Origin of the sequence: Microbacterium sp. cf046, assembly GCF_900114345.1 — a bacterium.
Lineage (GTDB): Bacteria > Actinomycetota > Actinomycetes > Actinomycetales > Microbacteriaceae > Microbacterium.
Map to the genome: position 1 here is coordinate 269522 of NZ_FOZJ01000001.1, position 19823 is coordinate 289344.

A 19823-nucleotide genomic window follows, 5' to 3' on the forward strand; every position below is an offset into this window, starting at 1 on the left:
GAAGGCAACTGAAGAAAGAGAAAGAGTGGGGGCTCTTGTGGGCATGGGGAATCGATCGTCGCTGCGCGGTCGCGCGCTGGGGATCTTCGCGGCGCTCGCGCTCGCGGTCGGAGTGATCGGGGCGGCGACGCCGGCGACGGCAGCACCGCTGCCGGCGGGGAAGTACGTCATCGCACTCGCGGACGGAGTCGACGCCAAGGCGCTCGCATCCCGCGCGGGGGTGAAGATCGAGCGGCTCTACGACAGTGCGCTCAACGGCTTCACGGTCTCGCTGACCTCGGCGCAGGCGACGCGGCTCGCGGCCGACTCCCGGGTGACCGCCGTCAGTCCCGACGTCGCGTTCGAAGGCGCTGCGCAGACGGTGCCGCCGAACATCGGCGCCGTCGAAGCTGACGAAGCGCCCGTGAAGGCGGGCGACGGCGTCATGGCCGCCTGGACCGGTCCGGGCGTCGCCGTGATCGACTCCGGCGTCAACGTGCACCAGGACTACAACCGCGGCCTCGCCGTGAACTGCCTCGGCACCGGCGACGCGAACGACGGGAACGGCCACGGGACCGGCGTCTCCGGGTTCATGGCCGCCTTCGACAACGGGATCGGAACGGTCGGCGTCGCGCCGGGCGCACCGATCTACTCGGTGCGCGCGATGGATGCGGACAACCGGGGCACGCTGTCGACCCTGCTCTGCGCGATCGACTGGGTCGCCGACAACGCCGACACGTACGACATCGAAGTCGCGAACATGAGCCTGAACGCGCCCGGCGCCGACGACGGCAACTGCGGCTATTCGAACGGCGACGCCCTGCACCAGGCCATCTGCGGCCTGGTCGCTCAGGGGGTCCTGGTGGTCGCGGCGGCGGGCAACTCCACCGCGAACATGGCCGGCTACGTGCCGGGGGCGTACGACGAGGTGCTCACGGCCACGAACGTCGCCGACTACGACGGCAAGCCGGGCGGAGTCGGCAGCGCGCCGTGCGCGGTGAGCACGAAGGACGACACCCCGGCCGTCAACTCGAACTGGGCGGTCTCGGCAGCGGATGCGGCGCACACGCTCGCATCGCCCGGCATGTGTCCTTACACGACGCTCAAGGGCAATCGCTTCGGGTACATCCAGTCGGGCACGAGCATGTCGACCGCGGCACTGACCGGCGTGGCACTGAACTGCCTGCTGCCCGGACGCGACTGCGTCGGCAAGTCGCCCGCGCAGATCGCCGCGATCCTGCGCAATCAGGCGGTCGCCGCGGATGCCCGCGGACACTCGTACGCCGGGGACCCGAACACGAGCCCGATCTCGGGCAAGTACTACGGCTACCTCGCATCGACCGTGCCGGCCGGCGGGGTCGTCGAGCCGACGCCGACGCCGACGCCGACCCCGACGCCGACTCCCACGCCGACGCCGACCCCGACGCCGACTCCCACCCCGACCCCGACGCCGACCCCGACCCCGACGCCGACACCGACGCCCACGCCGACCCCTGACCGGACCGCGCCGACCGTGACCATCACGTCACCCGCCTCGGGCTCCGTCGTCACGGGTACCAGCGCGATCGTCGCGACGGCCACCGACGATGTTGCGGTGACCGCCGTCACGTTCTGGTCGGGTACGACCAAGCTCGGCGCCGGAACGAAGCAGTCCGACGGGAGCTGGCGGGCGACGTTCTCGTCGCGGTCATACCCGAACGGCACCTACCCGGTCGTCGCCAAGGCGAGCGATGCCGCCGGAAACGTCGGCACGAGCTCGGTGACGACCATCACCATCCGCAACTGACCAGGGCGCTGGACCCTAGGAGAGGAGACGCGTGATCCGCTGCTTCGTCGAAAATGCGACCGCATGCACACGGGAGGAGAAGCGATGAAGCTGTCAGTGATCGGATGCGGCTATCTCGGTGCCGTCCACGCCTCGGCGATGGCCGAGCTCGGCCACGAGGTCGTCGGAGTCGACGTCGACGCGGGCAAGATCGCGAGTCTCGCGGCGGGCAGGGCCCCGTTCTTCGAGCCCGGGCTTCCGGAGATCCTCGCGTCGGCCCTCGAGACGGGTCGGCTGCGCTTCACGACGGATATGGCGGAAGTCCAGGGAGCGTCGGTGCACTTCGTCGCGGTCGGCACGCCGCAGTCGAAGGACTCGTATGCGGCGGATCTGACCTACGTCGACGGGGCGATCGAGTCGCTGCTGCCCTATCTCTCCGAAGGCGATCTCGTGGTGGGCAAGAGCACGGTGCCGGTCGGCACCGCGGCGCGGCTCGCCGAGATCGTCGACGCGGGCGGATCGGGCGCCATGCTGGCATGGAACCCCGAGTTCCTGCGGGAAGGCTACGCCGTCAAGGACACGATCGAGCCCGATCGTCTCGTCTACGGAGTCGCCGACGACCGGGCCGTGCCGATTCTGGACGAGGTGTACGCGAGCGCGATCGGCGGCGGATCGCCGCGCCTGGTGACCGACTACGCCACCGCGGAGCTGGTCAAGGTCGCGGCCAATGCGTTCCTCGCCACGAAGATCTCGTTCATCAACGCGATGGCCGAGATCGCCGAGGTCACCGGGGCGGACGTCACGCAGCTGGCCGATGCGATCGGCCACGACGCGCGGATCGGCAGGCGATTCCTCAATGCCGGAGTCGGGTTCGGCGGCGGATGCCTCCCGAAGGACATCAGAGCGTTCACGGCACGTGCGGAAGAGCTCGGACGCGGCGAGTCGGTCGCGTTCCTGAAGGAGGTGGATGCCATCAACATGCGCAGACGCGATCGGGTCGCCGATCTCGCGGTCGAGGTGCTCGGCGGATCGGTGTTCGGGCGCAAGGTCGCCGTGCTCGGGGTGTCGTTCAAACCGCACTCCGACGACGTGCGCGACTCCCCGGCGCTGGATGTCGCCGTTCGTCTCAAGGGGCTCGGCGCGGACGTCGTGGTCACCGACCCGGAGGGGCTCGACAACGCTCGTGCGCGGCATCCGCAGCTGCTCTACACCGAGGTGACCGACGAGGCGCTGCGTCACGCGGACCTCACCGTCCTGGTCACCGAGTGGCCGGAGTACACCGCCCTCGATCCGGAGCACGTCGCCTCGATCGTCCGGCAGCCGCTGGTGATCGACGCGCGCAACGCGCTGGACTCCGCGGCGTGGAAGGCCGCGGGCTTCGCCTACACAGGACTCGGGCGCTCGTAGCGGCTCGCGGACGTCATCGCCGTCGGGGATGCCCGGGGCTCAGTCCCGCTCGCCTCGCACCAGTTCCACGCCCGCGCCGGCGAACTGCCGGAGCGTCGCATCGGGGAGGAATGCACGAGTGAGCCCGGCGCCGATGCGGGTGAGATCGCTCTCGTCGCGGAAGAGCAGGTACATCGTCTCGTACCGCGGGTGGAACTTCTCCTTGAAGCGGTGCAGCGATCCGAATCCGTAGACCGGCTCGAGCATGTTCGCGAGCCAGTCCGACAGGCTGGCGATCGCCCCCGCATCCGGTGGATAGTCGTGGGCCAGCGGTGCGCCGGACAGCGACATGACCTCGGCGCCCTCGTCGGAGAAGTGCTTCGCCGACGAGCCGATCAGGAACTCCATCACCGGTCCGAAGCCGCCGTCCCGGCGGCGCATGAGGTCGAGGGTCCACCCGCGTGCCTTGCCGTCGGCGCCGTAGACGGGCAGCCATGACAGGAAGCCGTCGACATCGCCCTCGGCCGAGATCGCGAGCGCGACCCTGACCTCGGGATCCATGGCCTCGTCGAGCGTTCCGAGCGTGAAGCCCATCTCGGGCAGGCCCTTGTCGCCCACCCACATCTCGGAGATCGCGCGCAGCTGCTGCTGGATGCCCCAGGTCTCATCGGACAGGCGGCTCATCCGGAACGTCATCTCCTCGCGACCCGCGCGGTTCAGCGACGTCCGCACCGCCGCCCATGCCTTGCCGGTGAACTCGAGACCCGGCAGGTCGACGATGGTGTCGTCGGCCACGACCAGGCTCCGCCAGGTGGCCGGCACCGCTGCCTTGGTCGCATCGCTCGCGCTGAAGAAGCACGGGATGAGTCCGGCGCGCTCGGCCATCGCGATGAACTCGGCGACCGACTCCGCTCGCGACTCCTCGGGGCCGAGCGGGTCGGCCAGCACGATCGCGACGCCCGCCCGCTTCTGGTACGCGACGATCCCGTTCGAGGTGCGCGCGTAGCTGTTGCCGCCCCACGTGGTCATCCACGAGAGCGTCCCCCCGCCGTGCGCGTGGAGCTGGGCCTTGACGTCGTCGACGGAGGGTTCGCCGCCTGCCCCGATCGTCGCCTTGCGGTGCGCGCGGAACGCGCCGCGCACCCAGATCAGGTACACGAGGAGCACGCTCCACAGCGCCGACTGGGCGATCGCCACGCTCAGGTCACCGACCGAGCTCTCGATCTCGGCGCCGGGCACGATGAAGAGCAGCACCACGAACAGCAGACCCGTGAGCACGTTGAAGACGCCGAGGATGATGCTCAGCACCCACGCCCACCGTCTGCCGCGCCGCAGGCCGTTCGCGAGGATCAGGATCACGACCGCGTCGATCGCGATGTCGATGAACGATCCGTCCGCCGCGTCGGTGTGGCCGAACGGGCCATCGGTCGGCACGAAGAACGTGAGCACTTCTACGGCGAGCAGGGTCAGGATGCTGATGAAGGCGATGAGCCTCTGCTCGCGAAGCGTGGTGCGCGCGATGCGCAGCGGCCGGTCCACGAACAGGACGAGCCCCACCGCCAGCGCATGCTCGAGGTCGGCGAGCGAACCCCAGAAGAACAGCGTGACGAACGTGAAGCCGAGCAGCACCACCAGGGCGCGCACGCGCCAGGGAGCCGCGAGGAGGCCGGCGGCCGCGGCGATGCACGCCATCGTGCCGCCCGACGGGCCGACGTCGAGGGCGAGCGCCTCGGCCTGCGCCCACGGCCAGGGCAGGTATGCGAACAGCCAGAGCAGCAGGGCGCTGCCGAAGATCGCGAACAGCTGGCCCACGCCGAAGTAGGCCAGGGCGACCCGCGACCCGCGGCGGAACTCCAGGTAGGCCATCCCGATGAAGCTCGCGATTGTGAAGATGTAGACGAGCGGATGGTTGACGAAGAAGGTTCCGGTGATCGGCGTCCACCACCGCCCCTCGATGAACGCGGGCAGTCCGTAGGCCACGGTCTCGAACAGCGGCGAGTCTTCGAACGGGCTCCACAGTCCGGCGAACACGACCCCGACGGCGAGCACGACGACAACGAGCGTGAGCGTCGCGGGGATCCTCCCGATGATGCGCAGGACGGGATGCCGCGGCTTGACCTGAACGTCGCTCATGCGTTCACGATAGCGGCGGCGCCCGGCGGGGGCGGAACGATGCGCGGTGCGCCTCAGCGGCCGCCGAGCCGATCGAAGTCCGCGAGCGCCTGGGCGTCCTCGGCATCCCGCATCGCGCGACGGGCGGCATCGAGTGCCTCGACCGGATCCTGCGCCTGCCGTGCCGAAGCGAGCTCGCGCTGCGCCGAGACCAGACGCGACCGGGCATCGGCGCTCGCGCGCGTGTGAGAGACGGAGGACTCGGCGTGCGCGACCGCGTTGCGCGCGGCGGCGAGCGTGCCGGGCAGCGCCGTCCGCGCGCCGCGGATGCGCTGCTGCGCCGTGCGTGCGTCGCCGAGCGCGAGGTCGAGCCGGTCGCGGAGCCGGGCGATGCGATCGATCGTGCGCGTCGGCCGGCGGGCGGCGTCCGCCTCGAGCCCGGTCAGCTCCCCGTCGATCGAGCGCAGCTCGGCGCCGAGTCGGGCCGCGTCGGCCGGATCGAGCTGCTCGCGCGTCACGAACGCCTGCCGGAGCGCGGTGCGCGCCGCTGCCAACTCACCGGGGACGGCCTGGGCCGCCTGCATGACGAGCCGGTGGGTCTCCTCCATCGTGCGCGCTTCGGCCTCCGCTCGACGGAGGGCACGCTCCGCGGTGGCGAGATCGGCGAGTGCGCTGCGGCTCGGATCGTCGACGGTCCTGGCCGCGAGTGCGAGTGAGCGCTCCGCTTCCTCGGCATGGTCCTCGGCGGCGCGGGCGGCACGCGATGCGCCCATCCATTCGTCCTCGGCGAATCGGGCCGACAGCTCCGCGACGAGCGCAGCGGGGTCTCCCATCGACGCGGCGAGCGCGTCCAGGCGCTGACGAGCTGCGGCGAGCTGCGCGGCCGCCGAGACGTTCGTCTGCACCCAGCGCGCATGCTCCGCACGCGCGGCGGTGATCGTGGTGAGCGCCTCGCTGCTGCGCTGCTGGATGCGCGCCGATACCCGTCGGATCTCGGCGGGCACGGCATCCGGAGCGGAGATCAGCCGATACTCCTCGAACGATTCGTCCCGCACATGCTGTGCGGTCAGCCGGGCACGACGGAGGGATGCGGGGGCCCCGCCGCCGTAGAGGGCGCCGGAGAGTCCCACCTCGAGGTCGAGCTCATCGACCGCGTCGTCCAGCTGCACCAGCGTGGCCCCTGCTCGCGCGCGCTGCTGGCCGGCCGCCGCCCGAGCCCGAGGCGAACGTCGGGCCGCTCGGACCGCCCATCCGATCGCGATGATCGCGATCGCCGTCACCCCGAACACGACCAGCGCGGGTACCGCCCACGCCAGCAGTCCGACGGTGAAGTCAGCCATCGGCATCCTCCACGAGGAGCAGGCCGCGCAGCTCTTCGACCGTCGAGACCGCCGCCTGAGCCCCGGAGGCCTCGTGCGGCCAGCTGAACCCCCAGCGGACGAAGATCACCGGGACGCCCTTCGCGGCGCCGCCCTCGACATCGTGATGACGGTCCCCGATGAGGACGGGTCGGCTCGTGTCCACTCCCGCGGCGTCCAGCCGCCGCAGCGCCTCTGCGACGATGTCGGCCTTCGCGGCGAGGGTGCGCTCGTCGGATGTCGCCCCGACGATCGCGGTGAAGCACGGCGTGAGGTCGAAGTGATCCGTGAGCGCGTCCACCTGCACCTCGGGCTTCGAGCTCGCGGTCGCCTGCGGGATGCCGGCCGCTGCCACCTCCGTGATGAGCTCGCCGACGCCTGCGAACAGCTTCGCGCCGGTCGTGTAGCCGTCCGCCTTGCCCAGCACCCGGTAGAACGCGACCGCCTCGGCGGCGCCCTCAGCGCTCATGCCGCCGGTCACCTGGAACGACTCGAACATCGGCGGACCGATCCAGTGCACCAGCTCCGCGCGGGTCGGCGCCTTCTTGCCGAAGTGCTCGAGCGTGATCGTCAGGCGCCGCAGGATGCCGTCCGACGCGTCGACGATCGTGCCGTCGACATCCCACAGGACGCATGTCCACGGCGATCTGCTCCCCATGGCACCAACGCTACCTGGGTATCTGGATGGCACAGGGTCTCGATACGCTCGCTGCTCGACCTTGACCCGGTGCGCATCAACGCGGGCTTCGCTCGCCTTGATCCACACCGCGTCAAAACAGGCGGGGCGCTCCGGAATCGACGCCCTTCATGCCGTCGTAGTCCAGCGTGACGCAGCGGATGCCGCGGTCCGCGGCCAGAACGCGTGCCTGGGGCTTGATCTCCTGCGCTGCGAAGACCCCGGTCACGGGCGCGAGGTGCGGATCGCGGCCGAGCAGCTCGAGATAGCGCGTCAGTTGCTCGACACCGTCGATGTCGCCGCGGCGCTTGACCTCGACCGCGATGGTTCCCCCCGCGGCATCCCGCAGCAGCAGGTCGACGGGACCGATCGCGGTCGGGAACTCGCGGCGCACGAGGGTGAGGCCGTCGCCGATCACGTCGACCTGTTCGGCGAGGAGCCGCTGGAGGTCTGCTTCGACGCCGTCTTTGATGAGGCCGGGATCGACGCCGAGCTCGTGGCTGGTGTCGTGGATGACTTCGTGGATGTGCACGAGGAGGGCATCGCCGCTCTTGGTGTGCGTGACCCGCCATTGCTCGATCACACCGTCCGCAGCGGCGTCCTCGTCGGGCGGCTCGACCGTCAGCGTGCAGGGCGGGCTCATCCAGTTGAGCGGCTTGTAGGACCCGCCGTCGGAGTGGACGAGGAGGCTGCCGTCGCCCTTGTGCACGAGCAGCCGCGTGGCCAGCGGGAGGTGCGCGTTGAGCCGACCGGTGTAGTCCACCGAGCAGCGGGCGATGACGAGGCGCACCCGTCGAGCCTAGCCCGGGCGGGCGGTCTCAGCCCGCGTGCTCGGACTGCTTGTGCGGGCGGCCCGCGCCGACGGTCGAGCCGGCGATCGGGCGAGCGGCCGGGGACGCGAGGCCGGATGCGATGATGAGGGCGACCAGGATGTACAGGGTGTTCAGCAGGCCGATGTGCTCGCTGATCAGTCCGAGCAGCGGGGGGCCGGCGAGGAACGCGATGTAGCCGATCGTCGCGGTGGCGCTCACCCGCGCCGCGGCCTTGGCCGGGTCGTCCGCCGCGGCCGACATGCCCAGGGGGAAGCCGAGCGAGACGCCCGCGCCCCACAGCGCCGCGCCGACGAAGATGAGGGGCACATTCGGCGCGAGGATGAACAGCAGCAGTCCGACCGTCGCGGTGACCGCGAGCACCCGGAGCGTCGCGACACGGCCGAAGCGGTCGACGAGCGGCCCACCGAACGTGCGCACGGCCGTCATGCTGATCGAGAAGACGGCGAGCCCCGCCGCGCCGAGCGCCTTGTCGGCGCCGTGGCCCTCGACGATCCCGAGCGCGAGCCAGTCGTTGGCCCCGCCCTCGGCGAACGCCATGCCGAGGAGGATGACCCCGAGCGCGTAGGTGCGCGGTTCGCGCCACGCCGAGAGGGTGATGCTCAGCCGCTCGCGCATGCCGAGCTTCGGGGCATCGGCCGGGACGTCCAGCGTGATCTCGCGGACCGGCACGTTCGCGATGCTGACGAAGGCGATCACGACGATGATCACGGCCATGATGCTCAGGTGGATGACGACGCTCATCCCGATGGCGATCGCAGCCACGCCCAGCCCGGCGCCGATCACGGTGCCGAAGCTGAAGAACGCGTGGAACAGCGGAAGGATCGTCTTGCCCGACTGCTTCTCGATCGCGGCGCCCTCGACGTTCATCATCACGTCGACGGCTCCGTTGCCGAATCCCCAGAGCAGCAGACCCGCGGTGACGACGTACGGGGATTCGAACACCGTGGCTCCGAAGCCGATCACCGCGACGCCGATCCCGAACAGGATCATCGCGCCCAGCATCCCGCGCCGCGCGCCGAACCGCGCGAGCAGGATCGAGCTCACCGAGACGCCGAGGATCGAGGCGATGCCGCCCGCCAGCAGCATGAGTCCGAGCTGCGCGTTGTCGACGCCGACCGAGTGCTTGATGTCGGGAACGCGCGCCGCCCAGGTCGCGATCGACAGGCCGCTGGCCAGGAAGATCGCGAAGACGGCGGTGCGCCATCGCACCAGCTGAGATCGGGTGAGCACGGAGTCCATGGCGGACAGCCTACCGAATCGATTCGACGCGCGGAAACCGGCGAGGTAGCATCGAGGCGTCATGAGCACACGAAGATCCACGATCACCGACGTCGCGCGGGCGGCCGGTGTCTCCCCCTCGACCGCCTCCGTGGTCTTCAGCGGCAAGACGGCGGTCTCCGATGCCACCCGCAAGCGGGTGCTCGACGCCGCCGGCCTGCTCGGCTACACCGGGCCCGATCCGCGGGCGGCGTCCCTTCGCCGCGGCAGATCCGGAATCGTGGGCGTCGTCTTCGAGGAGCACCTCGGCGCCGCATTCCTCGATCCCGTCAAGACGCTCATGATGGACGGGCTGACCGACGGTGTGGCATCCCTCGGAGCGGGCCTGCTCCTGCTTCGCGATCAGGCCCCGCTGGGCACGGAGCCGACCCTCACGACGGCGCCGCTCGATGCGGCGGTGCTCGTCGGCTGCAGCGGGATGCTGCGCGAATCGCTCGCGGTCGTGACGGCGCGCGGCATCCCGGTGGTGGTCATCGAGGGCGATGCGGGAGAGGGGATCCCGAAGATCGGCCTGGACAACCGGGAGGCGCAGCGCCAGGCGGCCAGCCACCTCCGGGCGCTCGGTCACGAGCGCGTCGCGATCGTGACGCTTCCGGTGAGCGCGGGATGGCAGCGCGGGTGGGTCGGGGCTGACGAGCCCATCACGATCGATGTCACGCGCGAGCGTCTCGCGGGTGCGCGCGAGGTCTTCCCGGATGCCGTCGCCTTCGGCGCGGCCGGGAGCTTCATCGACGAGGGTCTCGCCGCGGGTCGGGCGATCTTCGCGGATCCGGCCGCGCGGCCGACGGCGGTCATCGCGCAGAGCGACCTGCTCGCCGCGGGCGTGATCCGCGCAGCGGAGGAGGCCGGACTGCGGGTGCCGGACGATGTGAGCGTGACCGGCTTCGACGGCGTCGTGGTCGACGGTCTGGCGCCGTACGAGCTGACCACGCTCGTCCAGCCGGCCGCGGAGAAGGGCCGTGCCGCCGGCCAGGCGGTCGCCGCGATGCTCGCCGGCCAGGCCGCGGCATCCATCCGCTTCACCTGCGTGTTCCGCGTGGGCAACACCACCGCGCCGCGCGCCTGAGATCGCCCCGTCGGGTCGGCCCGGGCCGGACGGTGCGCCCTCCGCCCGCCGATAGACTGGATCCGACACCCCGATCGCCCGAGCCGTCGCACAGCGTTCTCTTCGCTGGGCCGTCCGGCCGACGAGCCCGAGGAGGCCGCGCATGCTGCTCCTCCTCGGCGCGTTCGCACTCCTGCCGATGCTCCTGCCGTGGCTGGTCGCACGCATCGGCTCGCGCGCCTTCTACGTCGCGGCCCTGCTGCCGATCGCGGCCTTCGCCTACACCGTGATCCAGACGCCGGCGGTGCTCGCCGGAGAGATCCCGTTCGAGTCATTCGACTGGATCCCACCGCTCGGCGTCGAGCTGTCGATGCGACTGGACACGCTCTCGTGGATCATGGCGCTCATCGTCACCGGCGTGGGCGCGCTGGTGCTGCTGTACTGCCGCTGGTACTTCCGCGGCAAGGACGAGGGGGTCGGGCAGTTCTCCGCGGTCCTGCTGGCCTTCGCCGGCGCGATGTACGGACTCGTGATCACCGACGACCTCGTCGTGCTCGTGATGTTCTGGGAAGTCACCAGCGTGCTGTCCTACCTGCTGATCGGCTTCTACAACCGGCGCGCCGGCAGCAGGCGGGCAGCGCTTCAGGCGCTGCTGGTCACGACGCTCGGCGGACTCGTGATGCTGATCGGCGTGGTGCTCATGGTGGTCGAGACCGGCACGTCGAGCATTTCCGAGATCCTCGCGGCAGCCCCGACCGGCCCGGTCATCGACGCCGCGCTCGTGCTCATCCTCGTCGGCGCACTCAGCAAATCGGCGATCTTCCCCTTCCACTTCTGGCTGCCCGGTGCGATGGCGGCCCCCACGCCGGTCAGTGCGTACCTGCACGCCGCGGCCATGGTCAAGGCCGGCATCTACCTGATCGCCCTGTTCGCCCCCGTCTTCGCCGGGTCGGCGCTCTGGCGGCCGATCGTGATCGGTCTCGGCGTGGTCACGATCCTCCTCGGCGGCATCCAGGCGCTGCGTGAGACGGACCTCAAGCGCATCCTCGCGTTCGGGACCGTGAGTCAGCTCGGCTTCCTCGCCGTCGTGCTCGGGTACGGCATCCAGGACGCCGCCCTCGCCGGACTGGCCCTGCTGATCAGCCACGCCCTGTTCAAGTCGGCGCTGTTCCTCGTGGTGGGCGTGATCGACCGGCAGCTGTCCACTCGCGACATCGGCGAGCTGAGCGGGGTCGGTCGCCAGGCGCCGGTGATGGCGACCTTCTCGGTGATCGCCGTCGCGTCGATGGTCGGCTTCGCGCCCACGATCGGGTTCGTGGCGAAGGAGGGGATCCTCACGGCGTTCCTGCACGAGGCCGCCGGCGGTGCCCTGTGGGGGATCGTCGCCCTCCTCGGCATCGTGCTCGGGTCCGTCCTGACCGCCGCGTACGGCATCCGCTTCCTGTGGGGCGCGTTCTGGACGAAGAAGGACGCCGCCGGCGTCGGGATCGCGCCGACCGAATGGCCTGACCCGCCGATCGGCTTCCTCGGCGCCCCGGTGCTCCTCTCGGGGCTCACGGTCGTCGCCGGAATCGCCGCGCCCCTGCTGGATGTCGTGCTCGCCCCCTACGCGGCCCTGGCACCGGCATCCACCCCCGGCGTCGCGCCGCCCGAGCACCCCGCGCACCTGGCCCTGTGGCACGGACTCGAGCCCGCCCTCTGGATCTCGCTCGGCTCGATTGCGGCGGGGGCGGCCCTGTGCTGGCTCGTCATCGCGACAGGCTGGCACCGGCGCCTGACTCCGTTCACGGCGGCCGGCGCCTACAACGCGACGCTGCGCGGCATCGCACGCCTCGCCGTCATCACCACGAGCTTCACCCAGCGCGGCTCGCTCCCGGTCTACGTCGGCACGATCTTCGTGGTCCTCGTCGCGGCCGAGGGAACCGCGCTGCTGGCCGGTTCGCAGTGGCAGGCGCAGCTGGACGCGTACCAGACGCCGATGCAGCTCGTCGTGGCGCCCATCATGATCGCCGCCGGGCTCGTCGCGGTGCGGGCGCGCAAGCGCTACACCGGTGTCGTGCTGGTCTCCGTGACCGGTTTGGGAATGGTGCTGCTGTTCGCGACGAGCGGTGCACCCGATCTCGCGCTCACCCAGATCCTCGTCGAGACGGTGACCCTCGTCGCGTTCGCCCTCGTCCTGCGGCGGATCCCGTCGCGGATGGGCGAGCACAACGCATCGGTCTGGCCGATCGCACGCGCGGTCCTCGCCGCCGCCGTCGGGGTCACGATGGCGTTCGTCGCGATCGTGGCGACCGCCGCGCGCACGGTGAAGCCGATCTCGGAGCGCTTCCCCGACCTCGCCTACGAACTCGGTCACGGCAAGAACGTCGTCAACGTCGCGCTCGTCGACCTGCGGGGCTGGGACACGATGGGCGAGCTCTCGGTGCTGATCCTCGCGGCGACCGGCGTGGCATCCCTCGTGTTCGTCACGCACCGCGCCGACACGCTGTCCCGCTCCACCGCGCCGCTGCCCCCGGCCGCCGCGCGCACGCGCAGACCGCTGGTGGAGACCGAAGAGGGCGTGCGTCCGCGGAGCGAGGCGTCCGGCAGCCAGCGCATGGCATGGCTCGTCGGCGGTCAGCGCGTGCGCCCCGAGAACCGCTCGATCCTGCTGGAGGTGATCGTGCGGATCCTCTTCCACTCGATCATCATCGTCTCGCTCTACGTGCTGTTCGCCGGTCACAATCTGCCGGGCGGCGGATTCGCGGGCGGCCTCGTCGCCGGAATGGCGCTGGTCATGCGATACGTCGCCGGCGGCCGCTACGAGCTGGGCGCTGCCGCGCCGACGGATGCCGGAAGGCTGCTCGGCATCGGCATGTCGATAGCCGTCGCGTGCGCGGTCGTCCCGCTGTTCTTCGGCGCTCCTCCGCTGACCAGCGCGTTCTTCGAGATCGAGGTTCCGGTGCTGGGGCACCTCGAATTCGTGACCTCCACCCTGTTCGACATCGGGGTGTACCTCGTCGTGATCGGGCTCGTCCTGGACGTGCTGCGCAGCCTCGGCGCCGAGGTCGACCGGCAGACGCAGGAGCTGCGCGATCCGTCACCGCAGGTGAGCGGTGCGAGCGGGGTGAGCGCCTGATGGATGTCTCCCTGGTCCTGATCGTCGTGATGGCAGTGCTCTTCGCGTGCGGCGTGTACGCGATGCTGGAACGCAGCCTGACGCGGGTCCTGATCGGGTTCCTGCTGCTGGGCAACGCGACGAATCTGCTGCTGATGATCGTGATGGGCCAGCCGGGCGTCGCGCCCTTCTTCGGAGCGGCGGCCACGACCGAGGAGATGTCCGACCCGCTCCCGCAGGCCCTCACGCTCACGGCGATCGTGATCACGTTCGCGATCTCAGCCTTCCTCCTGGCGCTCATCTACCGCTCGTGGCAGCTCGGACAGGCCGACACCGTCGAGGACGACGCCGACGACATCGCGGTGCGCGAGCGCGGCGGCGCGGACGAGGACGCGATGGACGAGGAGACGGAGCTGGGCGGCGACGACTCGACGACCGACTTCGTGGGTCTGGAGACGGCTCCGATTACTGTGCTCGGCAGCCGGGACTTCGCCGGCATCCGTGACGACGCGCCGACTGACCGACCCACGCGGAGCGCGCGCGCCGAGGAGCCGCCGCGCCGCATCCGCCCGACCGAGGGGGGCGCGCCGGCGAACCGGGAGTCTGCGGCGGAGCCCCATCAGGACGGTGATGACGCGTGAACATGAGTGCACTCGTCCCGCTCCTGGTGACCCTGCCCCTCCTCGGTGCGGCGATCGCGCTGATCGCGGGGCGCCACCGCAGGACTCAGGTCGCGGTCTCGGTGATCACTCTGACGGTGGTGCTCGTGATCGCGGCGGTGCTGCTGGTGGTCGTCGACGCGGCCGATGCCCCGATCGCCGTCTCGGTCGGCAACTGGCCGATCCCGTTCGGCATCGTCCTGTACGTGGACCGACTCGCGGCGCTGCTGGTCGTGGTCTCCAGCGTCGTGCTGCTCGCCGTGCTCCTGTTCTCCGTGGGCCAGGGCGCGGCCGACAACGACGACGACACCCCGGTCTCGATCTTCCACCCGTCCTACCTGATCCTGGCGGCCGGGATCTTCACGGCGTTCATCGCCGGAGACCTCTTCAACCTCTACGTCGGCTTCGAGATCCTGCTCGTCGCCTCGTACGTGCTCATCACCCTCGGCAGCACCGAGTCCCGCATCCGCACCGGCGTCGTGTACATCGTCGTCTCGCTGGTCTCCTCGATCCTGTTCCTCGCGGCGATCGCCGTGATCTACGGCGCCCTCGGCACGGTCAACATGGTGCAGATCTCGGAGCGGATGACGCAGCTGCCGCAGCAGACCCAGACGGTGCTGCACGTGCTGCTGCTGCTCGCCTTCAGCATCAAGGCGGCCGTCTTCCCGCTGTCGTTCTGGCTGCCCGACTCGTATCCGACCGCGCCGGCGCCGGTCACGGCGGTGTTCGCGGGACTGCTGACGAAGGTCGGCGTGTACGCGATGATCCGCACCGAGACGCTGCTGTTCAGCGAGAACGACGTCAACTTCGTGCTGATGATCGTCGCGCTCGCGACCATGATCGTGGGCGTCCTGGGTGCGCTGGCGCAGGCGGAGCTCAAACGCATCCTGTCGTTCACCCTGGTCAGCCACGTGGGCTACATGGTGTTCGGCCTCGCGATCGCCACGCCCGCGGCGATCGGGGCGACGATTTACTACATGGTCCACCACATCGTCGTGCAGACCACGCTGTTCCTGGCGGTGGGGCTCGTCGAGCGAAGAGCCGGCAGCACGTCGATCCTGCGGGTGAAGGGACTCATGCGCGCCGCGCCGGTGATCGCGGTGCTCTACTTCATCCCCGCCGTGAACCTCGGCGGCCTGCCCCCGTTCTCGGGCTTCATCGGCAAGTACGCGCTGTTCGACGCCGCCGCCGAGGTCGGAACCCCGATCATGATCGTCCTCATCGTCGGCGGCATCGTGACCTCGCTGCTCACGCTGTACGCGCTCATGCGCGCGTGGAACCTGTCGTTCTGGCGGGAGGAGGAGGATTCGGCTGAGACCGAGTCGCGCATCTCCTACCTCGGTGCCGCGCCCGCAGCCGCGGTCGAGACGGAGCGGCGCGTGATCCCGCGCATCATGACCGCTGCGACGGCCGGGATGGTCGCCGTCACCGTCGCGCTGACCGTGTTCGCCGGACCCCTGTACGAGGTGTGCACCCGCATCGGCGCGAGCCTCCTGCAGCCGGTCAGCATCACGCAGCTCGAAGAGGGGGCCGGCCAGTGACCGCGCCGATCCACCACACCTCCCGGCCCCGCCACAGCGCGGGCCACAGCGCCGGCGACCCGGGCCGCGGCACGCGCGTCCCTGAGGGGACCGGCAAGCGCAGCGCGCTGCAGCAGGTGTGGCGCCAGCTGCCGTTCTTCGTGTGGCTCATCGCACTCTGGATGCTGCTCTGGGGCCAATTCACGGTCCTCGCCTTCGTCACCGGGCTCATCGCCGCGGTCGCGGTGACCCGCGTGTTCCGGCTGCCGCCGGTCGAGCTCTCCGGCCGCGTCAACCTCTGGTACGGCCTCGTCTTCGTGCTGAGCTTCCTCGGCGCCGTCGTGCGAGGCTCGCTGACCGTCGCCTGGCAGGTGCTCGACCTTCGGCGCCAGCCGGGCACCGCGATCATCGCCGTCCCGCTGCGCATCGACGACGACCTGATCATGACGCACACCGCGGTGACGGCATCCCTCATCCCGGGCTCCCTCATCGTGGACGCCGACCGTGATCGGCGCGTCCTGTACCTGCACGTCATCGGGGTGCGCGATGCACGCGACGTCGAGGCGCAGCGCGCGAGCGTGCTGCGCTGGGAGCGGCGGATCGTGCGGGCGGTGGGCTCGCGGGCGCAGCTCGCGCTGGTGAATCAGGATGCCGCCCCCTCGGCATCCGAGGGAGGTGCGCCGTGACCGTCCTGCTCATCGCGATCTACATCGTGTTCGGCGCCGCCGCGCTCGTCACGCTCTTCCGGATCGTGGCCGGGCCCTCGATCCTCGACCGCGCCGTCGCCTCGGACGTGCTGCTCACCCTCGTGATGTGCGTGCTCGGGGCCGAGATGGCGATCAACCACCACACCCGCACGCTTCCGGTGCTGCTGATCATCGCCGCCGTGGGAGTGTTCGGCTCGATCTCGATCGCGCGCTTCGTGGCGAGGAAGGACAACGTGGACCGATGATCGATCTGGATGCCGTCCTCGACGGCGCCGCGCTCGTGCTGATCCTGATCGGCGCCCTGCTGTGCCTCACGGCCGCGATCGGCCTGCTGCGCTTCCGCGATGTTCCGACCCGCCTGCACGCGGCCACCAAGCCGCAGGTGCTCGGGCTGATCCTGATCTGCCTCGCCATCGCGCTCTCGCTGCGGTCGTGGCCGGTCGTTGCGTTCCTCGTGCCGGTCGTGCTGATCCAGCTCGCGACCGCCCCGCTGTCGGCCCACATGGTGGGTCGGCAGGCGTACCGCAACGGCACGATCGACGAGCGGTCGCTGTTCGTCGACGAGCTCGCCGAGTCGCGCGAGACCCCGCCCGCCGCCGGCGGCTGACACCTTCCCCCCTCACCGCGAGACCGCATCCGGTTGCCGAGACTGCGGGTGAAACCCCGCCGTCTGGGCGCCCCGGTGCAATCTCGCGGTCAGGGCCGGGTCAGGATGCCGGAACCAGGGTCAGCGTGTGCGTTGTCGCGGCTGCGACCGCGGCACGCGTGAACGGCCACGGAGTCAGCTCGACGCGCTGCCAGGCGGGCGTCTGGTCGACGTAGTTCGGGTGATAGGTGTGCCCGCTCGTGCCGGTCAGGTGGTTCCAGCGCGACGCGTCGAAGTCGGAGAGGTCGACGACCATCCGCATCGACGGCACCGTGATCGTCTCGAACCCGTCGCCGATCTGCCACCCTGTCGCGTCCACCACCGACGAGCCGCCGCCGACCGGGTACGGACCGCGGTTGAAGAGCATCTCGATCGGCGCGATGCCCGAGGAGCCGAACGTGTCGCTCGTGAGCGCGAGCGCGTGCAGGGACCCCCAGTTCCACTTCGACGGATTGTCGCCCTGCAGCGCGACCAGCCGGTCGTACGCTTCATTCGCGGCGTACTCGAGCATCTCGGCCTGCCCGCTCACACCGAGCTCGGAGTTGGTCCACCACTCCGAGTCGGGGTCATCCAGCAACCCGCCGACGACGAGGAACAGGCGTCCCTGCCCGGTGACCGGGGCCGCGTGCTCCCGACCGTTCACGAAGAGGTCCATGACGAGCTCGTCCCACAGCACGTTCGCGAAGGCCGCGGCATCCGAGTCCGCGCTGTTCTGCGCATCCCACGAGCGCAGCATGTCGAGGGCGGCATCCGGTCCCTGCCGACCGGTCGTGACGTCCATGTAGGCGGCCGCCAGGCTCTTGCCCATCGCGAACTCGTTGTCGGCCTGGATGTCACGCATGTCGTCGGCCGTCAGCTTGCCCATCGCCGCCTTGCGCTGCAGCAGGTCGACGATGCGCGCCGCGCGCCAGCCGTAATCCCAGTCCCGCGTGAGCAGATACGGGTACGCGTCAGGGACGATCGCGTTGTTCGCGGTGACGATATAGCCCTCGGGTGGGTTGAACGAGGTCGGCAGCTCGTCGAAGGGGATGAAGCCCTGCCACGCATACGCCGAATCCCACCCGGGCTGAGGCATCGAGCCGTCCCCGGCGCCGCGGATCGGGAGCTTGCCGGGCGTCTGGTAGCCGATGTTGCCGTCGACGTCGGCGTAGACCAGGTTCTGCGCCGGCACATCGAAGAGCTTTGCCGCGGCCTGGAAGTCGTCGAACCCCTCGGCGACGTTCAGGGCGAAGATGGCCGACGCCGCCGTGCCCGGCGTCAGCGCGGTCCACTTCAGGCTGACCGCGTAATCACCAGGGGGCGCTCCGGTCGGCTCGGCGATCGTGCCGTCTGTGCCGGTGTACGGATCGGCCGCGATCGCGTCGAAGTCGTCGGTCAGGCCCGAGAGGATCGGTCCGTTCACCGTCGAGCGGATGCGGAGCTCGACATCGTCGCCGCCTGCGACCTCGATCGTCTCGGTCCGCTGCTCGAGCGGCACCAACTGGCCGTCCCGCCAGTAGTCGTCGCCCTGGATCTTCTCCAGGTACAGGTCGGTGACGTCCGTGGTGAGGTTCGTGAAGCCCCACGCGATGCGCTCGTTGTGGCCGATGACCACGCCCGGGACACCCGAGAAGCTGAAGCCGGACACGTCGAACGGGCAGCTCTTGGTGACCGCGCGGCACTTCAGCCCGACCTGGTGCCAGACGCTCGGCAGCGCGGCGCCCAGATGCGGATCGTTCGCCAGCAGGGGCATGCCGCTCTCGGTGAGGTCGCCGGAGACGACCCACGAGTTCGATCCGATCCCCTCGCCGGCGTCGCCGATCAGCGCGCTGACGGCCTCGATGACGCCGTCGGCCTCGCTCCATTTCACGGACGCCGAGACGATCCCCGGATCGGCCGACGCGCTCGTGCTCGCCGGCTGCTCGCGCACCATCGAGGGGACGATCACCGGATTCCGATCGAACGGGTACCCCGGGTAGAGCTCGTCGATCTGCTCGGAGGTGAAGTCCGCGGCGATGATCGCGCGCTCGGTCTCGTCCTCGATGTTCGTGCGGAGGTCCCAGGCCATCGCCTTCAGCCAGGCGACGGAGTCCTCGGGCGTCCACGGCTCGATCTCGTAGTCGGCGTTCTGCAGCCCGAGCACGGCGTACTCGAACGACGCATCAGGACCGTCGTGGTCGGCGAGGTAGGCGTTCACGCCCTTCGCATAGGCCTCGTAGTACGACGCGGTGACGGGATCGAGCGCCTCGACCTCCTGCGCGGCGACCTCTCGCCAGCCCAGCGTCCGCAGGAACTCGTCGGTCGGCAGCTGCGACTCGCCGAAGAGCTCGGAGAGCCTCCCGCTGGTGACGTGCCGGCGGAAGTCCATCTCCCAGAACCGGTCCTGGGCGTGCACGTAGCCCTGTGCGAAGAACAGGTCGTCGGTGTCGGACGCCGTGATCGTGGGGACGCCGAGCACGTCGCGCTGCACCTGGACGTCGCGGCCGAGTCCCTCCACAGCGACCGTTCCCTCGAGCTGGGGGAAGGAGCGCTGGATCGTCCAGACGACGAAGCCCGCGGCGATGAGCGCAATCACGACGACGCCGGCGACGATGCTGAAGAGCGTGACGCCGATCGCGCGCCCCACGGATCTTCTCCGGGGCTGATCGGGCTCCTGGATCGCCGTGGACGCGGTGGAGGGCTTCGACATTGAAGGACTTTCGAGTGGGATGCCTGGGGACGCGGTTTCAGCGACCACGGTCCTCGGTCCCACGCGTTCGGGTCGCGCGGGTACCGTCAGGCAT

The 19823-nt window shown here is 70.2% G+C and carries 15 protein-coding genes; 9 read left to right on the forward strand and 6 right to left on the reverse strand.

The features are described from left to right. Positions 1-43: 43 nt before the first annotated feature. Positions 44-1765 (forward strand): S8 family serine peptidase, encoded by a 1722-nt coding sequence (locus BM349_RS18495; protein WP_175525150.1) that lies wholly within the window; start codon positions 44-46, stop codon positions 1763-1765. Positions 1766-1849: 84 nt separating this feature from the next. Further along, positions 1850-3151 carry a UDP-glucose dehydrogenase family protein gene (locus BM349_RS01300; RefSeq protein ID WP_091701485.1) on the forward strand — a complete coding sequence of 434 codons (1302 nt, stop codon included), beginning with the start codon at positions 1850-1852 and terminating at the stop codon, positions 3149-3151. A gap of 39 nt (positions 3152-3190) precedes the next feature. On the opposite strand, the gene BM349_RS01305 is transcribed toward BM349_RS01300, so the two are convergent. From BM349_RS01305 to BM349_RS01325, 5 genes are all read right to left on the reverse strand, one after another. Then, positions 3191-5263, reverse strand: coding sequence for a bifunctional lysylphosphatidylglycerol flippase/synthetase MprF (locus BM349_RS01305; protein WP_091701489.1), 2073 nt, complete (start codon positions 5261-5263; stop codon positions 3191-3193). Between the two features lie 53 nt (positions 5264-5316). Continuing rightward, a complete protein-coding gene (locus BM349_RS01310) occupies positions 5317-6582 on the reverse strand; it encodes a coiled-coil domain-containing protein (RefSeq protein WP_091701493.1) in 1266 nt (421 codons plus the stop codon). Next, the gene (locus BM349_RS01315) at positions 6575-7258 is read right to left on the reverse strand and encodes an HAD hydrolase-like protein (RefSeq protein ID WP_091701495.1); all 684 of its coding nucleotides are present in this window, start codon (positions 7256-7258) and stop codon (positions 6575-6577) included. Before BM349_RS01315 ends, BM349_RS01310 begins: the two co-directional genes overlap by 8 nt. A 112-nt stretch (positions 7259-7370) precedes the next feature. Next, on the reverse strand, positions 7371-8066 hold the full coding sequence (nucS, locus tag BM349_RS01320; RefSeq protein ID WP_091701498.1) for an endonuclease NucS: 696 nt from the start codon (positions 8064-8066) through the stop codon (positions 7371-7373). A 28-nt stretch (positions 8067-8094) separates the two neighbouring features. Continuing rightward, entirely contained in the window at positions 8095-9348 is a 1254-nt protein-coding gene (locus BM349_RS01325; RefSeq protein WP_091701501.1) for an MFS transporter, read from the reverse strand. Positions 9349-9409: 61 nt separating this feature from the next. Between BM349_RS01325 and BM349_RS01330 the strand changes: the two genes are divergently transcribed. The 7 genes from BM349_RS01330 (at position 9410) to mnhG (ending at position 17022) form a co-directional block, all read left to right on the forward strand. Beyond that, the gene (locus tag BM349_RS01330; protein ID WP_091701504.1) at positions 9410-10453 is read left to right on the forward strand and encodes a substrate-binding domain-containing protein; all 1044 of its coding nucleotides are present in this window, start codon (positions 9410-9412) and stop codon (positions 10451-10453) included. A gap of 142 nt (positions 10454-10595) precedes the next feature. After that, on the forward strand, positions 10596-13550 hold the full coding sequence (locus BM349_RS01335; RefSeq protein ID WP_091701508.1) for a Na+/H+ antiporter subunit A: 2955 nt from the start codon (positions 10596-10598) through the stop codon (positions 13548-13550). Continuing rightward, positions 13550-14170 (forward strand): Na(+)/H(+) antiporter subunit C, encoded by a 621-nt coding sequence (locus tag BM349_RS01340; RefSeq protein WP_091701512.1) that lies wholly within the window; start codon positions 13550-13552, stop codon positions 14168-14170. Before BM349_RS01335 ends, BM349_RS01340 begins: the two co-directional genes overlap by 1 nt. Before the next feature lie 2 nt (positions 14171-14172). Next, on the forward strand, positions 14173-15729 hold the full coding sequence (locus BM349_RS01345; protein WP_091701517.1) for a Na+/H+ antiporter subunit D: 1557 nt from the start codon (positions 14173-14175) through the stop codon (positions 15727-15729). 107 nt (positions 15730-15836) lie between these two features. Continuing rightward, positions 15837-16394 carry a Na+/H+ antiporter subunit E gene (locus BM349_RS01350; protein ID WP_091704670.1) on the forward strand — a complete coding sequence of 186 codons (558 nt, stop codon included), beginning with the start codon at positions 15837-15839 and terminating at the stop codon, positions 16392-16394. Next, complete coding sequence (locus tag BM349_RS01355) at positions 16391-16660, forward strand: monovalent cation/H+ antiporter complex subunit F (RefSeq protein WP_091701520.1); 270 nt, start codon at positions 16391-16393, stop codon at positions 16658-16660. The genes BM349_RS01350 and BM349_RS01355 overlap by 4 nt, the downstream gene beginning before the upstream one ends. Then, entirely contained in the window at positions 16657-17022 is a 366-nt protein-coding gene (mnhG, locus tag BM349_RS01360) for a monovalent cation/H(+) antiporter subunit G (RefSeq protein ID WP_091701524.1), read from the forward strand. The genes BM349_RS01355 and mnhG overlap by 4 nt, the downstream gene beginning before the upstream one ends. 100 nt (positions 17023-17122) lie before the next feature. Here the strand turns inward: mnhG and BM349_RS01365 are convergent, their stop codons facing one another. Beyond that, on the reverse strand, positions 17123-19729 hold the full coding sequence (locus BM349_RS01365) for a penicillin acylase family protein (protein WP_091701528.1): 2607 nt from the start codon (positions 19727-19729) through the stop codon (positions 17123-17125). Positions 19730-19823 lie beyond the last annotated feature (94 nt).

Coding starts and splice junctions, on each gene's coding strand:
- BM349_RS18495 (WP_175525150.1), top strand. CDS start 44: ATGGGGAATCGATCGTCGCTGCGCGGTCGCGCGCTGGGGATCTTCGCG.
- BM349_RS01300 (WP_091701485.1), top strand. CDS start 1,850: ATGAAGCTGTCAGTGATCGGATGCGGCTATCTCGGTGCCGTCCACGCC.
- BM349_RS01305 (WP_091701489.1), bottom strand. CDS start 5,263: ATGAGCGACGTTCAGGTCAAGCCGCGGCATCCCGTCCTGCGCATCATC.
- BM349_RS01310 (WP_091701493.1), bottom strand. CDS start 6,582: ATGGCTGACTTCACCGTCGGACTGCTGGCGTGGGCGGTACCCGCGCTG.
- BM349_RS01315 (WP_091701495.1), bottom strand. CDS start 7,258: ATGGGGAGCAGATCGCCGTGGACATGCGTCCTGTGGGATGTCGACGGC.
- BM349_RS01325 (WP_091701501.1), bottom strand. CDS start 9,348: ATGGACTCCGTGCTCACCCGATCTCAGCTGGTGCGATGGCGCACCGCC.
- BM349_RS01330 (WP_091701504.1), top strand. CDS start 9,410: ATGAGCACACGAAGATCCACGATCACCGACGTCGCGCGGGCGGCCGGT.
- BM349_RS01335 (WP_091701508.1), top strand. CDS start 10,596: ATGCTGCTCCTCCTCGGCGCGTTCGCACTCCTGCCGATGCTCCTGCCG.
- BM349_RS01340 (WP_091701512.1), top strand. CDS start 13,550: ATGGATGTCTCCCTGGTCCTGATCGTCGTGATGGCAGTGCTCTTCGCG.
- BM349_RS01345 (WP_091701517.1), top strand. CDS start 14,173: ATGAGTGCACTCGTCCCGCTCCTGGTGACCCTGCCCCTCCTCGGTGCG.
- mnhG (WP_091701524.1), top strand. CDS start 16,657: ATGATCGATCTGGATGCCGTCCTCGACGGCGCCGCGCTCGTGCTGATC.
- BM349_RS01365 (WP_091701528.1), bottom strand. CDS start 19,729: ATGTCGAAGCCCTCCACCGCGTCCACGGCGATCCAGGAGCCCGATCAG.